The organism is Limnohabitans sp. Hippo3 (genome assembly GCF_003063665.1).
Taxonomy (GTDB): Bacteria; Pseudomonadota; Gammaproteobacteria; order Burkholderiales; family Burkholderiaceae_C; genus Limnohabitans_A.
In genome coordinates this window covers 202,354-216,178 of sequence record NZ_NESF01000001.1, presented here as the reverse complement: position 1 = coordinate 216,178, position 13,825 = coordinate 202,354, and the positions used below count along the sequence as shown (strand labels likewise).

The 13,825-nt window shown below is 60.3% G+C and carries 12 protein-coding genes; 4 read left to right on the top strand and 8 right to left on the bottom strand.

From position 1 onward, the window contains the following. Positions 1-8: 8 nt before the first annotated feature. Positions 9-2,615 (bottom strand): ATP-dependent chaperone ClpB, encoded by a 2,607-nt coding sequence (gene clpB, locus B9Z34_RS01035; protein ID WP_108426229.1) that lies wholly within the window; start codon positions 2,613-2,615, stop codon positions 9-11. 193 nt (positions 2,616-2,808) lie between these two features. Here clpB and B9Z34_RS01030 point away from each other — a divergent pair, with 193 nt between their 5' ends. Next, positions 2,809-3,252 carry a hypothetical protein gene (locus B9Z34_RS01030; RefSeq protein ID WP_199220038.1) on the top strand — a complete coding sequence of 148 codons (444 nt, stop codon included), beginning with the start codon at positions 2,809-2,811 and terminating at the stop codon, positions 3,250-3,252. A 13-nt stretch (positions 3,253-3,265) separates the two neighbouring features. Here B9Z34_RS01030 and B9Z34_RS01025 read toward each other — a convergent pair whose 3' ends face one another. From B9Z34_RS01025 to B9Z34_RS01000, 6 genes are read right to left on the bottom strand one after another with little or no spacing between them, the layout of a single operon-like run. After that, positions 3,266-3,754, bottom strand: a complete 489-nt coding sequence (locus B9Z34_RS01025) for a molybdenum cofactor biosynthesis protein MoaE (protein WP_108426228.1) — start codon at positions 3,752-3,754, stop codon at positions 3,266-3,268. A gap of 3 nt (positions 3,755-3,757) precedes the next feature. After that, the gene (moaD, locus tag B9Z34_RS01020; protein WP_108426227.1) at positions 3,758-4,009 is read right to left on the bottom strand and encodes a molybdopterin converting factor subunit 1; all 252 of its coding nucleotides are present in this window, start codon (positions 4,007-4,009) and stop codon (positions 3,758-3,760) included. Beyond that, complete coding sequence (gene glp, locus B9Z34_RS01015) at positions 4,006-5,259, bottom strand: gephyrin-like molybdotransferase Glp (protein ID WP_108426226.1); 1,254 nt, start codon at positions 5,257-5,259, stop codon at positions 4,006-4,008. The genes moaD and glp overlap by 4 nt, the downstream gene beginning before the upstream one ends. Positions 5,260-5,264: 5 nt before the next feature. After that, positions 5,265-6,710 carry a threonine synthase gene (gene thrC / locus B9Z34_RS01010; RefSeq protein ID WP_108426225.1) on the bottom strand — a complete coding sequence of 482 codons (1,446 nt, stop codon included), beginning with the start codon at positions 6,708-6,710 and terminating at the stop codon, positions 5,265-5,267. Further along, positions 6,710-8,032: a homoserine dehydrogenase gene (locus B9Z34_RS01005; RefSeq protein WP_108426224.1), complete on the bottom strand. Its 1,323-nt coding sequence runs from the start codon at positions 8,030-8,032 to the stop codon at positions 6,710-6,712. Before B9Z34_RS01005 ends, thrC begins: the two co-directional genes overlap by 1 nt. Positions 8,033-8,090: 58 nt before the next feature. Then, positions 8,091-9,332: a pyridoxal phosphate-dependent aminotransferase gene (locus B9Z34_RS01000; protein WP_108426223.1), complete on the bottom strand. Its 1,242-nt coding sequence runs from the start codon at positions 9,330-9,332 to the stop codon at positions 8,091-8,093. A gap of 132 nt (positions 9,333-9,464) precedes the next feature. Between B9Z34_RS01000 and B9Z34_RS00995 the strand changes: the two genes are divergently transcribed. The 3 genes from B9Z34_RS00995 (at position 9,465) to B9Z34_RS00985 (ending at position 12,317) form a co-directional block, all read left to right on the top strand. Next, positions 9,465-9,842, top strand: coding sequence for an Mth938-like domain-containing protein (locus tag B9Z34_RS00995; RefSeq protein WP_108426222.1), 378 nt, complete (start codon positions 9,465-9,467; stop codon positions 9,840-9,842). Between the two features lie 158 nt (positions 9,843-10,000). Next, positions 10,001-10,486 carry a peroxiredoxin gene (locus B9Z34_RS00990; RefSeq protein ID WP_108426221.1) on the top strand — a complete coding sequence of 162 codons (486 nt, stop codon included), beginning with the start codon at positions 10,001-10,003 and terminating at the stop codon, positions 10,484-10,486. 157 nt (positions 10,487-10,643) lie between these two features. After that, positions 10,644-12,317, top strand: a complete 1,674-nt coding sequence (locus tag B9Z34_RS00985) for a PhoH family protein (protein WP_108426220.1) — start codon at positions 10,644-10,646, stop codon at positions 12,315-12,317. 17 nt (positions 12,318-12,334) lie between these two features. Here B9Z34_RS00985 and dnaB read toward each other — a convergent pair whose 3' ends face one another. Beyond that, entirely contained in the window at positions 12,335-13,753 is a 1,419-nt protein-coding gene (dnaB, locus tag B9Z34_RS00980) for a replicative DNA helicase (RefSeq protein ID WP_108426219.1), read from the bottom strand. Positions 13,754-13,825: the final 72 nt, after the last annotated feature.

The window sequence follows — 13,825 nt, the reverse complement described above, 5'->3', positions numbered from 1 at the left end:
CTGTCGCGTCACGACGCGTGTTCGACCACCTGGAAGTCGAACTGGCCCGGGGCGCGCACCGGGTCCACCGAGACCTCGATGGTGCACTTGGGCGGAAAGCGCCCTTCCAGCAGCAGTTTGGACAAGGGGTTTTCCAGACGCTGCTGAATCGCCCTTTTCAGTGGCCGTGCGCCAAACACCGGATCGAAGCCCACCTTGGCCAATTCGGACAAGGCGGCGGCACTGACCTTCAAGGTCAGATCCATGCGGGCCAGGCGGGTTTGCAAGACCTGCAGCTGGATCTCGGCAATCGCGGCGATGTGCTGGGCTTCCAGCCCATGGAAGACCACGGTCTCGTCGATGCGGTTCAGGAACTCCGGACGGAAACGGGTTTTCAACTCATCCCACACCGCGTCCTTGATGTCTTCGGCAGGCTGCCCCACCATGGACTGGATCAGGTGCGAGCCCAAATTGGAGGTCATCACGATCACCGTGTTCTTGAAGTCCACCGTGCGGCCTTGTCCGTCGGTCAGGCGACCGTCGTCCAGCACTTGCAGCAGGATGTTGAAGACATCGGGATGGGCTTTTTCCACCTCGTCGAGCAGCAACACGCTGTAGGGCTTGCGACGCACCGCCTCGGTCAAATAGCCGCCCTCTTCATAGCCCACATAGCCTGGTGGCGCACCGATCAGGCGGGCCACCGAATGCTTTTCCATGAACTCGCTCATGTCGATGCGGATGAGGTGGTCCTCGCTGTCAAACAAAAAGCCCGCCAGCGCTTTGCACAGCTCGGTTTTGCCCACCCCTGTGGGGCCCAAAAACATGAAAGAGCCGGTTGGGCGGTTCGGATCGGACAGGCCCGAACGCGAGCGCCGGATGGCGTTGGCCACGGCCGCAATCGCTTCGTCCTGGCCCACCACGCGCTGGTGCAGCTTATCTTCCATCTGCAACAGCTTTTCGCGTTCGCCCTGCATCATCTTGGACACCGGGATGCCTGTCGCACGCGACACCACCTCGGCAATCTCTTCAGCCCCCACCTGGGTGCGCAGCAAGCGGTGCACCGGTTTTTCACCGGGGGCCGACTCTTTGGCCTGCACCTCCTTGAGGGTTTTTTCCAGCGCAGGCAGCTTGCCATACTGCAACTCGGCCACCTTGTTGAAATCGCCCTTGCGCGTGAACTCCTCGATTTGCTGCTTGAGCTGGTCGATTTGCTCGCGCACCTGCTGGCCACCTTGGGCTTGCGACTTCTCGGCCCGCCAGATTTCCTCCAGATCGGCCGCTTCCTTTTTGAGCTTGTCGATCTCTTCCTCGATCAAGGCAAAGCGTTTTTGCGAGGCCTCATCGCTCTCCTTGCGCACCGCTTCGCGCTCGATCTGCAGCTGGATCAAACGGCGGTCGAGCTTGTCCATCACCTCGGGCTTGGAGTCGATCTCGATCTTGATCTTGGCCGCGGCTTCGTCAATCAGGTCAATCGCCTTGTCAGGCAGGAAACGGTCGGTGATGTAGCGGTGGCTGAGCTCGGCCGCCGCCACAATGGCCGGGTCGGTGATGTCCACCCCGTGGTGGATTTCGTATTTCTCCTGCAAACCCCGCAAGATGGCAATGGTGGCCTCCACCGTGGGTTCGTTGACCAGAATTTTCTGGAAACGGCGCTCCAGCGCGGCGTCTTTTTCAATGTATTTGCGGTACTCGTCCAGCGTGGTCGCGCCCACGCAATGGAGCTCGCCCCGGGCCAGCGCAGGCTTGAGCATGTTGCCCGCGTCCATGGCGCCTTCGGCCTTGCCCGCGCCCACCATGGTGTGCAGCTCGTCGATGAACACGATGGTCTGGCCTTCGTCTTTGGCCAGTTCGCTGAGCACGGTTTTCAGGCGTTCCTCAAACTCGCCGCGGAACTTGGCCCCGGCCAGCAAAGCGGCCATGTCGAGCGACAGCACCCGCTTGCCCTTGAGCGAATCAGGCACCTCGCCCGCCAGGATCCGCTGGGCCAAGCCTTCGACAATCGCGGTCTTGCCCACACCAGGCTCGCCGATCAGCACCGGGTTGTTCTTGGTGCGGCGCTGCAAAACCTGGATGGCGCGACGAATCTCGTCGTCGCGGCCAATCACCGGGTCCAGCTTGCCGATGCGGGCACGCTCGGTCAGGTCGATGCAATATTTCTTGAGGGCTTCACGCTGGCCTTCGGCCTCTGCACTGCCCACCGACTGCCCCCCGCGAACCGCGTCGATGGCCGTCTCCAGGCTCTTGCGGCTGAGGCCATGCTCTTTGGCCAAGCGTCCAATATCGCCCTTGTGGTCGGCCACAGCCAGCAAAAACAGTTCGCTGGCGATGAAGGCGTCACCCCGCTTGATGGCTTCTTTTTCAGCCCCTTGCAGCAGCTTGGCCAGCTCGGGGCCGACCTGGACCTGGTCCTGCCCCGTGACTTGCGGCAAGCGGCCCAACGCGGCTTCTGCAGCCAGGGTCAAGCCCGGCACTTGCACGCCGGCTCTCAACAGCAAAGCCTTGGGCCCCTCTTCTTGCTTGAGCATCGCCACCAGCACGTGGACAGGCTCGATGTACGCGTGATCCCGTCCCAACGCCAGGGATTGGGCATCGGACAAGGCTTCATGAAATTTGGTGGTCAGTTTGTCTAGGCGCATGAGATTTCTCCAATGATGGACATTTGGGGAGGCATTGCCCATTTTCAAGTCAGGCAACCCGGCTCGGGCTTGCCTAAAATCAAGCCATGAACATTCACCAGCTGTCCGTCAGCCATGACGAACGTCAAGATCGCCTGTTGTTGCGCCTGAACACCAGGACGCCCAGGAGTTCCGTTTTTGGCTGACCCGCCGCATGGTGATGCGCTTGCTGCCCGGCATGGACCAGTCGATTGGCCGCCTGGAGGCCGCGCAGCCAGAACTGGCCGTTGCAGACCCCGCAGCCCGGCAAATGCTGACCGAACTCAAACGCGAGGCTTTTTTGCAAACTGCAGATTTTGCGACCCCGTACGATGGCAAAGTGCAGCAGTTGCCTTTGGGCAGCGAGCCCCTGTTGGTCACCGATGCACACATCAGTTTGCAAGCCAGCGGCGGATTGCAGATCGTGTTCCAGCAGAAAACTGGCGACAACACGCAGTCTTGCCAGATGAATTTGCAAGCCTCACTGGTCCACGGGCTGATCCACCTGATTCGCCAGTGCATGGCCAAGGCCGATTGGGGCCTGATGACGGCCAGCCCGCCCCCAAGCCACGGTGACAGCGCGGGGACGGTGGCCACGCCCCCGGTTTACAAACACTGAGGCCTGCAACCGCTCAGGCGTTGCGGCCCTCAATGCCCCAGCGGGCCAGAGCCGCATCGTCGGACACCCGCGCATCGACCCACTGTGCCCCTTGCGGGGTTTGCTCTTTTTTCCAGAAAGGAGCTTGGGTCTTGAGGTAGTCCATCAGGAATTCGCAGGCCTTGAAGCTCTCGCCACGGTGCGCCGAAGTGACCGCCACTAGGACAATCTGATCGGCGGGCAGCAAGCGCCCCACCCGATGCACCACGCGGGCGGCATAAAAATCGAAACGCTGGTGCGCTTGCTCGATCATGCCTTCGATCGATTTTTCGGTCATGCCCGGGTAATGTTCCAGTTCCATCACCTGCACCTCGTCTTGCGCCTGGCCTGTCAAGGCGCGGGTATCGCGCACCGTGCCCACAAAACTGCACACCGCGCCCACGCGCAAATCTTGTGCCCGCAAGGCGCTCAATTCCTGCGACACATCGAAGTCTTCTTGCTGCACGGTGACGAGATCGGGCATGGCTTAGCCTCCGGTGACAGGCGGGAAAAAGGCCACTTCGGCGTTGGCAGTGAGCGGCGCAGCATCTGTGGCCATGACCTGGTTGACCGCCACGCGCACGGGCCGCTGGCTGGCCAGGCATTCGGCATGGGCACCGCCGCGCGCGATCAACTGCGCCCTGAGGCCCGCCACGTCTTGGCTGTCCGTGTCCACCATCTCGCTGGCCAGCCCAATGCTTTCGCGCAGAGAGGCAAAGTAACGCACCTGAATCTTCATGACAACCACTCCGCAAATGGCCAGAAACTCACAAGGTCCCCATGCGCAATGGTTTGGCCTGCGGGGTTGTCCACCACGCCATCGCCCCAAACCACCGAGGTCAGCACCCCCGAGCTTTGGTTGGGAAAGAGGTCCAGCCCACCCAACGCATTGCGGCGAACACGCAAGAATTCACGCCGCTTGTCGGCTTTGGGCAACTCAAAATGGGCCGGCAAGGACATCCGGACAGGCGCACGCTGCTCAGCACCCTGAAGGGCCAGGATCAAGGGCTTGACCAAGAGCAAAAAGGTCATGAAGCTCGACACGGGATTGCCCGGCAGACCCACAAAATGGGCCAGGCCCGTCGCTGTCTCGCGCCGCACATGGCCATAGGCAAAGGGTTTGCCCGGCTTCATCGCGATCTGCCAAAGCGACAAGGCCCCCAAAGACTGCACGGCAGGTTTGACATGGTCTTCTTCACCGACCGATACCCCGCCGCTGGTCACAATCAGGTCGTGGTGGTCGGCCGCCGTCTTGAGCGCGGCCACCGTGGCTTCCCGGCGGTCGGGCACGATGCCCAGATCGCTCACCTCGCAGCCCAGGCGGTGCAGCAAAGCCCGCAAAAAAAACCGGTTGGAGTTGTAAATGGCCCCGGGCGGCATGTCGGCAGGGGCCACATCACCGGGCATGACCAACTCGTCGCCCGTGGAAAACAAGGCCACTTTGGGTCGGCTCATGACCTGCAGGTGGGCCAAACCCAGGCTGGCCGCCAGACCCAGCTCGGCGGGACCCAGTTTTTGACCGCGCTTCAATACGGTATCCCCCTGACGAACGTCTTCGCCACTGCGGCGAATCCACTGGCCGGGCTGGGCCGCAGCCACAAAACGGACCTGGTCGGTCTGTTCTGCCGGCTCGGTTTGCTCCTGCATCACGATGGCGTCAGCACCTGAAGGCACCGGGGCGCCTGTGAAAATGCGGGCAGCCTGCCCGGGTGCCAAGGGCTGCCCGAAGTGCCCAGCGGGAATGCGCTGGGTCACCTTCAACGCCACCCCGGCTTGCTGCACATCGGTGCTGCGCACCGCGTAGCCGTCCATGGAAGCGTTGTCAAAGGCCGGCACTTGCAAGGAAGACACCACGTCTTGCGCCAGGATGCGGCCGTCGGCGTCCAAGGTGGCCACCGACTCTGTGCCGGCCAAGGGGCTGATGTGCGCCAGCAGCGTGGCCAGTGCCTCGTCCAGCGACATCAAAGGTGGGCGGGGGGACTGGCTCATCGGCTTCAGTCGCAGTGCTGCGAGATGTAGGCCTTGACCAAATCCACGTCGGCTTTCATGACCTGCACACGCTTGGGCAAGGCTTCGATGCCTTCAAACTGCGGTGGGCGCTCGGGCTGGCGACCCAAAGCCTCCACGATGGTGGCGGCAAACTTGATGGGCAAAGCGGTTTCCAGCACGATCATGGGGACCTGCGGGTTCAGATGCTCTTGGGCCACCTTCACGCCGTCGGCGGTGTGGGTGTCGATCATCACGCCATAGCGCTCAAACACCTGCTGAATCGTCTTGAGACGGTCGGCATGGGTGCTGCGGCCGCTGTCGAAGCCGTAGACCGCAGCGGCCTTGGCGAAGCGCACATCGCCCGACAAATCGAAGAAGCCTTGGCGGCTCAGCCCTTCGCCAAAAATGGCTTTGGTTTGGGTCCCATCGCGCTCCAGCAGGTCGAAAACAAAGCGCTCGAAGTTGCTGGCCTTGGAGATGTCCATCGAGGGGCTGGAGGTTTCGTGCGTGTCGGCGGTGCCGCGCACGCGGTAAACGCCTGTGCTGAAAAACTCGTCCAGCACATCGTTTTCGTTGGTGGCCACCACCAAGCGGTCAATCGGCAAGCCCATCATGCGGGCCACATGGCCCGCGCACACATTGCCAAAGTTGCCGCTCGGCACCGTAAAGCTGACCTTTTGTGCGTTGCGCTGGGTCGCCTGGAAATACCCGGCAAAGTAGTACACCACCTGGGCCAGCAAACGCGCCCAGTTGATGGAATTCACCGTGCCGATCTTGTATCGGCGCTTGAAATCCAGATCGTTGGACACCGCCTTGACGATGTCCTGGCAGTCGTCGAACACGCCTTCGATAGCGATGTTGTGGATGTTTTCGTCGAGCAGACTGAACATCTGCGCTTGCTGGAACGGGCTCATGCGGCCGTTCGGGCTGGTCATGAAGACGCGCACACCCTTTTTGCCGCGCATGGCGTATTCGGCCGCGCTGCCGGTATCGCCCGATGTCGCGCCCAAAATATTGAGTTCTTCGCCGCGCCGTGCCAGCTCATATTCAAACAAATTGCCCAGCAACTGCATGGCCATGTCCTTGAAGGCCAAGGTCGGGCCGTTGGACAAAGCCTCTAAATAGAGGTCGGGCTGGGCCTGACCTGCGGTTTGCAAAGGCTTGAGCGGCACGATGGCTTGCGTGCCAAACACCGCTGGGGTGTAGGTCTTGCGACACAGCGCTTGCAGCTCGTCGCGCGGGATGTCGTCGATGTAGAGCGACAGCACCTCAAAAGCCAAAGCCGCATAGCCCTGGCTTTGCCAAACGCCGCGCAAGCGTGTCAGCGCGGCATCATCGAGTTGCGGATAGCTTTCCGGCAGGTACAGGCCACCGTCCGGCGCCAAACCTTCGAGCAGGATTTCACAAAATTGCTTGCGGTCGGCGTAACCGCGGGTCGACAGGTAGCGCATCAGTTCAACTCTTCCTTGCGAATGCGCACGATCGGCGCCATCACGGTGGGCAGCGCCTGCATCTGTGCCAGCACCTCGTTCAAAGTGCCTTCGCGGGTGTCGTGGGTCAGGATGATCACGTCGGTCTGGTTTTCACCCGCCTGGCTCACCTGATCGGCCTCGCGCTGCAAGACCGCGTCGATGCTGATGTCGGCCTGGGCCAGCAGGCCGGTCAACTTGGCCAGCACGCCCGCCTGATCGGCCACGCGCAAGCGCAGGTAATAGCTGGTCACCACCTCGGACATGGGCAGCACCGACAAATTGCTCATGGCACCGGGCTGGAAAGCCAGATGCGGCACGCGGTTGAGGGGGTCGGCGGTGTGCAAACGGGTGATGTCTACTAGATCCGCGATGACCGCGCTGGCGGTGGGCTCGGAGCCTGCGCCTTTGCCGTAATACAAGGTGGTGCCCACGGCATCGCCTTGCACCATCACGGCGTTCATGGCACCTTCCACATTGGCAATGAGGCGCTGGGCAGGCACCAGGCTGGGATGCACGCGCAGCTCAATGCCCTGTTCGGTGCGCTTGGTGATGCCCAGGAGTTTGATGCGGTAGCCCAACTGCTCGGCGTACTTGATGTCGGCAGCGCCCAGCTTGGTGATGCCCTCCACATACGCCTTGTCAAACTGCACCGGAATGCCAAACGCGATCGCGCTCATCAAGGTCACTTTGTGCGCGGCATCCACACCTTCGATGTCAAAGGTCGGGTCGGCTTCGGCGTAACCCAGACGCTGGGCTTCCTTGAGCACCACATCAAAGTCCAGCCCTTTGTCCCGCATTTCGGACAAGATGAAGTTGGTCGTGCCGTTGATGATGCCGGCCACCCACTGGATGCTGTTGGCCGTCAGGCCTTCGCGCAGGGCCTTGATGATCGGGATGCCCCCGGCCACGGCGGCTTCAAAAGCCACCATCACGCCTTTGGCCTGGGCGGCCGCGAAAATCTCGGTGCCATGCACCGCCAGCAGGGCCTTGTTGGCGGTGACGACATGCTTGCCTGCAGCAATGGCTTCCATGACCAGCGCCTTGGCCACACCATAGCCACCGATCAATTCGATCACGATGTCGATTTCCGGGTTGGCAATGACCTCGCGTGCATCGGCCACGACCTGTACGCCATGGCCCACCAGTTCTTGGGCACGCGCCACGTTCAGGTCGGCCACCATGGTGATCTCGATGCCACGACCCGCACGGCGTTGGATTTCCCCCTGATTGCGTTGGAGCACATTGAAAGTGCCGCTGCCCACAGTGCCAATGCCCAGCAGGCCCACTTTGATCGGTTTCATTTTTTCTTCACTTCTTTACGACGTTACACCCGAAACAACCGGGTGTTCATTTTCAAATTCAGGCCGCCAGGGCCTCGGTGCCAAAGCGCTTGCGGGCACCTTCCAGGAAACGCGCCACGCGGGCAATGGCCTCGCGCAAATCGTCTTCATGGGGCAAGAACACGATGCGGAAATGGTCGGTATCGGGCCAGTTGAACCCGGTGCCCTGAACCAGCATGACCTTGGTTTCTTCCAGCAGTTGCAAGAAGAAATCCTGGTCGTCCTTGACCGGGTAAATGCGCGGGTCCAGCTTGGGAAACATGTACAGCGCCGCCTGCGGCTTGACACAACTCACCCCGGGAATGGCCGTGATCAGGGCATAAGCCAGATCGCGTTGCTTGCGCAAGCGGCCACCCTCACCCACCAATTCGTTGATGCTCTGGTGTCCGCCCAAGGCGGTCTGAATCGCCCATTGGCCCGGCACGTTGGCACACAGGCGCATGTTCGAGAGCATGTTCAGGCCCTCAATGTAATCGCGGGCATTTTTCTTGTCGCCCGAGATGACCATCCAACCCGCACGGTAACCACATGAGCGGTAACTTTTGGACAAGGAATTGAAGGTCAGGGTCAACACATCCTGAGACAACCTGGCCAGCGGCGTGTGCTTCACTCCGTCGTACAACACCTTGTCGTACACCTCATCGGCAAAAATCACCAAGCCATGTTCACGCGCAATGGCCACGATGCCTTTGAGCAAGTCGTCGGAATACAGTGCGCCTGTCGGGTTATTCGGGTTGATGACCACGATGCCCTTGGTGCGCGGGGTCACTTTGGCACGGATATCGTCCAGATCCGGCATCCAGCCATTGGCCTCTTCGCAGCGGTAATGCACAGGCGAGCCGCCCGACAAACTGGCCGCGGCTGTCCACAAGGGGTAATCGGGCGATGGCAACAGGAGTTCATCGCCGTTATCCAGCAAGGCATTGGTGGCCATGACGATCAATTCGCTGGCACCGTTGCCCAGGTAAATGTCATCGAGCGTGACACCCACGACCCCTTGCTTTTGGGTCTCGTGCATCACGGCTTTGCGTGCCGCAAAAATGCCTTTGCTGTCGGAGTAACCCGCCGAATTGGGCAGGTTGCGGATCATGTCCTGCTGAATTTCTTCGGGTGCATCAAAGCCGAAAACTGCCAGATTTCCGATGTTCAATTTGATGATCTTTTGCCCGTCCTCTTCCATCTGACGGGCACGATCCATGATCGGCCCACGGATGTCATAACAAACGTTGGCGAGCTTGGCAGATTTTTGAATGGGCTTCAAAGTGCCTCCAAAGGCGGTTGCGAGAGGGGAAAACCTATAATTTGACCACAATTCAGCGCCGTTTCAGCCCTGCCATCCCGAGCGACGACTCTAATATCGCCACGAAGTTCACCCGTTCGCTCCGAAGACCCCATGAAACTACAACCCGACAAGTCCAACAGCCTCACCATCAACGCTTACGGCCCCGGATGGATCGAAGTCAATGGTGAAAAATTCACCCACTCTTTGACCGTCAGCAGCCTGCAGGGCGCCGTGCCTGAAAAATGGGCGGTGAGCCAATTTGAAGCCCTGAAACCAGAAGATTTCGCGCCACTGGCCACCAGCGGAGCCGAGTTGGTCATCTTTGGAAGCGGCCAGCGCCTGCGCTTTCCTCAGCCCGCCTGGCTTGCGCCTTTGATTTCGCGGGGCATTGGGCTCGAAACCATGGACACCGCAGCCGCTTGCCGCACCTACAACATTCTGGCCAGCGAGGGGCGAAAAGTCGTGGTCGTTTTGCTGCTGGAAGCTTAAAGCATGCATTTGCATCGCCTACTTGTTTACAAGTACTTGCTCATCTAAAGGCCCTCATTCAGAGTAAAATCGAAGGTTGCCGAGGCCTATGCCTTCAGCGCATTTGACGCCACCCAATGGCGGCAAGCGCTCAACCTGTCAAGCGAGATCAAAGTTTTATGGCGATCGTTCTGAACAAGCCCCTTCCCGAATTTGAAGCGAACGCGACCAGCGGCCTGAAAGTTTCCAACATCTCCCACCTCGGTCAACCCGTGGTTTTGTTTTTCTACCCCAAGGACAACACCCCCGGCTGCACCACCGAGGCCATGCAATTCCGCGACAAGTACAAGGATTTCGTCAAAGCAGGTGCCTTGGTTCTGGGCGTGTCCCGTGACAACATGAAGTCGCACGACGATTTCAAAGCCAAGCTGGAATTGCCTTTTGAGCTGATTGCCGACACCGAAGAAAAAATGTGCCACATGTTCGGTGTGGTGAAGAACAAGATCATGTATGGCAAGAAAGTCAAAGGCATCGAGCGCAGCACCTTCCTGATCGGCGCAGACGGCACGCTCAAGCAAGAGTGGCGCGGCCTGAAAGTGCCCGGGCATGTGGAAGAAGTGCTCAAGGCGGTCAAGGACCTGAAAAAAGCTGCTGCCGTGGCGTGATGCCCCCGGGCGGGTTTTGTCTTTCGGCTCGTGCATAATGAATTCATGCCGCTGAAAGTCAGCCCCCTTCTCTCCCCTACCAAAAGCCGCCTTGGCCTCCAGGCGGCTTTTTATTTTTCAGCGTCCGGATTTTTCACCCCTCAAGAGGCCTTCGCTCATGCCACTGCCACCCGCTCCCACCCAACGCGCCAGCCGCTTGACCCACACCGCCTTCGAGTCCGCACACACTGAGGACGATGCCGCGACCGGCTTGATCCAGGTCGAAACCAAGACCCAGGCCGTGGCTGCAGAGCCAGCTTCAGAAGCCAAACGCGGACCACGAAGCCGTAAAAGCGCACCTGCTGCCCCCCACCCTCACAACGAGCCATCTGTGGTGGTCAGCTCTGCTGCCGCCCCTGCCCGCGTGGCCAGCCCGGCCCGGCCCAAACGCAGGTCCGGCGGCCCCAGCAAACTCTTTGTGCTCGACACCAATGTGCTGATGCACGACCCGATGAGTCTGTTCCGCTTTGAGGAGCACGATGTCTTTTTGCCGATGATCGTGCTGGAAGAGCTCGACGGTCACAAGAAAGGCATGACCGAGGTCGCCCGCAATGCGCGCCAAGCCAGCCGTTCGCTGGACACCCTGGCCTCGGCACAAGGGGCCGATCTGGGCAAGGGCTCCCCCCTGAGCGCGACGGGCCACACCGATGCCATGGGCCAATTGTTTTTCCAGACCCAGGCACTGGACCTGAGCCTGCCCCTGGCGTTGCCACAAGGCAAGGCCGACAACCAGATCCTGGGCGTGGTCAAGGCGCTGGGCCAACTGCATGCCCCCCGTGAAGTGGTGTTGGTGTCCAAGGACATCAACATGCGCGTCAAGGCCCGTGCGCTGGGGCTGCAGGCCGAGGACTACCAAAACGACAAGACCCTCGAAGACGGGGATTTGTTGTATCCGGGCTCCATGGCCTTGCCCAGCGACTTCTGGCTCAAGAACGGCAAAACCGTGGAAAGCTGGCAACAAGGCACGCACACTTATTACCGCATCAGCGGCCCCATCGTGCCCAGCTTGTTCATGAACCAGTTTGTGTACTTTGAGGCCCCCGGAGAGCCCAGCCTGTATGCCCGCGTGACCGAAATCCGCGGCAAAACAGCGGTGCTGCGCACCCTCAAGGACTTCACCCACCAAAAGAACGCCGTCTGGGGCGTCACCACGCGCAACCGTGAACAAAATTTCGCGATGAACCTGCTGACCGATCCGGACATCGACTTTGTCACGCTGGCAGGCACCGCAGGCACAGGCAAAACCTTGATGGCGCTGGCCGCTGGTTTGACGCAGGTGCTGGATGACCGCCGCTACACCGAGATCATCATGACCCGGGCCACCGTGAGCGTGGGCGAAGACATCGGCTTTTTGCCCGGCACCGAAGAAGAAAAAATGGGCCCATGGATGGGCGCGCTGGACGATAACCTGGAGTTTCTGGCCAAGGGCGACGGCGGCAATGCGGGTGAATGGGGTCGCGCTGCGACCAACGAGCTGATCAAGAGCCGCATCAAGATCAAGAGCATGAACTTCATGCGCGGTCGCACCTTCATGAACAAGTACGTGATCATCGACGAAGCGCAAAACCTGACGCCCAAGCAAATGAAAACCTTGATCACCCGCGCAGGCCCGGGCACCAAGATCATCTGCATGGGCAACCTGGCCCAGATCGATACGCCCTACTTGACCGAGGGCTCGTCGGGCTTGACCTATGCGGTCGACCGCTTCAAGGGCTGGGCCCACGGGGGTCACATCACGCTGGCGCGGGGTGAGCGCTCGCGCCTGGCCGACTTTGCCAGCGAAGCGCTTTAAAAACCCGTCCTCGGGTCTCAGTAATCGTCGCTGAGGCCTGAGGCCAGGCTTTCAAAACGGGTCAGATTCTTCAGGAAGGTGAGCCGGACCGTGCCTGTCGGGCCGTTACGCTGCTTGCCAATGATGATTTCCGCCACACCCGGATCTTTGGAATCCTTGTTGTAGTAATCGTCACGGTAAATGAACATGATGATGTCGGCATCCTGCTCGATGGCGCCGGACTCACGCAAGTCGCTCATCATGGGGCGTTTGTCGGTGCGTTGTTCGACGCTGCGGTTGAGCTGCGACAGCGCAATCACCGGACATTGCAGTTCTTTGGCCAGCATTTTCAAGCCCCGCGAAATCTCGCCCAGCTCGGTCGCACGGTTATCACCGCCCGAGCCACCCGAGCCGCTCATCAGCTGCAAATAGTCCACCACAATCAAACCCAACTTGCCGCATTGCCGCGCCAGACGGCGGGCGTTGGCCCGCAGCTCGGAGGGCGTGAGCCCTGGGGTTTCGTCGATATGCAAAGACACGGTGCGCAGTTTCTCGATGGCTTCGGTCAAGCGTGGCCACTCGTCATCACTGAGCTTGCCTGTGCGCAAATGGCCCTGGTCGATGCGGCCGATCGAGCCGACCACACGCACCGCCAGCTGGGATGCGCCCATTTCCATGGAGAACACGGCCACCGGCAGGCCTTCGTTCAAGGCCACATGCTCGGCGATGTTGATGGCAAAAGCCGTTTTACCCATGGAGGGACGTGCAGCCAGCACCACCATGTCGCCCGGCTGCAGGCCAGATGTCATGCGGTCAAGGTCGTAAAAGCCGGTAGGCACCCCGGTGATGTCGTTGGGGTTGTCGGCCATCTCCTGCACGCGGTCGAGCAGCTCCACCACCAGCGTGTCCATGGACTGGAAGCCCTGCTTCATGCGCGAGCCTTCTTCACCGATGTTGAAGATCTTTTGCTCGGCTTCGTCCAGGATGCGGTCAATCGCCTTGCCCTGGGGGTTGAAGGCGTTGGTCGCGATCTCGTCGCTGGCCGACACCAGTTTGCGCAGGATCGAGCGTTCGCGCACGATCTCGGCGTAGCGGCGGATGTTGCTGGCACTGGGCACATACTGGGCCAGGGAGTTCAGGTAGCCCAAACCGCCCGTCTCGGCGGTTTTGCCCTGGTTTTGCAGATGCTCGCTGACAGTGATGACATCGGCCGGTTTGGACGCATTGATCAAAGCGCCAATCGCGGCATAAATCAACTTGTGCTCGTGCCGGTAAAAGTCGGAATCGACCAACAAATCACCCACACGGTCCCAAGCCCCGTTGTCCAGCAACAAGCCACCCAGCACACTCGATTCGGCCTCGATCGAGTGAGGCGGAACACGCAATTTGGCAATTTGGCTGTCAGAGGACAGGTCTGAGGGGAATTCACTCAGGCGGGGAGAAAAAACAGCAGACATGGCGTACCGACAAATCAAAAAGCAATGGTAGCCCCCTCAGCGCTTGGCGTCACGGAATAACCCTGTGGATAA

What these genes read in the sequence shown, in the direction of transcription:
- clpB (WP_108426229.1), bottom strand. Translation starts at nt 2,615, where the DNA reads ATGCGCCTAGACAAACTGACCACCAAATTTCATGAAGCCTTGTCCGAT.
- B9Z34_RS01030 (WP_199220038.1), top strand. Translation starts at nt 2,809, where the DNA reads ATGGTGATGCGCTTGCTGCCCGGCATGGACCAGTCGATTGGCCGCCTG.
- B9Z34_RS01025 (WP_108426228.1), bottom strand. Translation starts at nt 3,754, where the DNA reads ATGCCCGATCTCGTCACCGTGCAGCAAGAAGACTTCGATGTGTCGCAG.
- moaD (WP_108426227.1), bottom strand. Translation starts at nt 4,009, where the DNA reads ATGAAGATTCAGGTGCGTTACTTTGCCTCTCTGCGCGAAAGCATTGGG.
- glp (WP_108426226.1), bottom strand. Translation starts at nt 5,259, where the DNA reads ATGAGCCAGTCCCCCCGCCCACCTTTGATGTCGCTGGACGAGGCACTG.
- thrC (WP_108426225.1), bottom strand. Translation starts at nt 6,710, where the DNA reads ATGCGCTACCTGTCGACCCGCGGTTACGCCGACCGCAAGCAATTTTGT.
- B9Z34_RS01005 (WP_108426224.1), bottom strand. Translation starts at nt 8,032, where the DNA reads ATGAAACCGATCAAAGTGGGCCTGCTGGGCATTGGCACTGTGGGCAGC.
- B9Z34_RS00995 (WP_108426222.1), top strand. Translation starts at nt 9,465, where the DNA reads ATGAAACTACAACCCGACAAGTCCAACAGCCTCACCATCAACGCTTAC.
- B9Z34_RS00990 (WP_108426221.1), top strand. Translation starts at nt 10,001, where the DNA reads ATGGCGATCGTTCTGAACAAGCCCCTTCCCGAATTTGAAGCGAACGCG.
- B9Z34_RS00985 (WP_108426220.1), top strand. Translation starts at nt 10,644, where the DNA reads ATGCCACTGCCACCCGCTCCCACCCAACGCGCCAGCCGCTTGACCCAC.
- dnaB (WP_108426219.1), bottom strand. Translation starts at nt 13,753, where the DNA reads ATGTCTGCTGTTTTTTCTCCCCGCCTGAGTGAATTCCCCTCAGACCTG.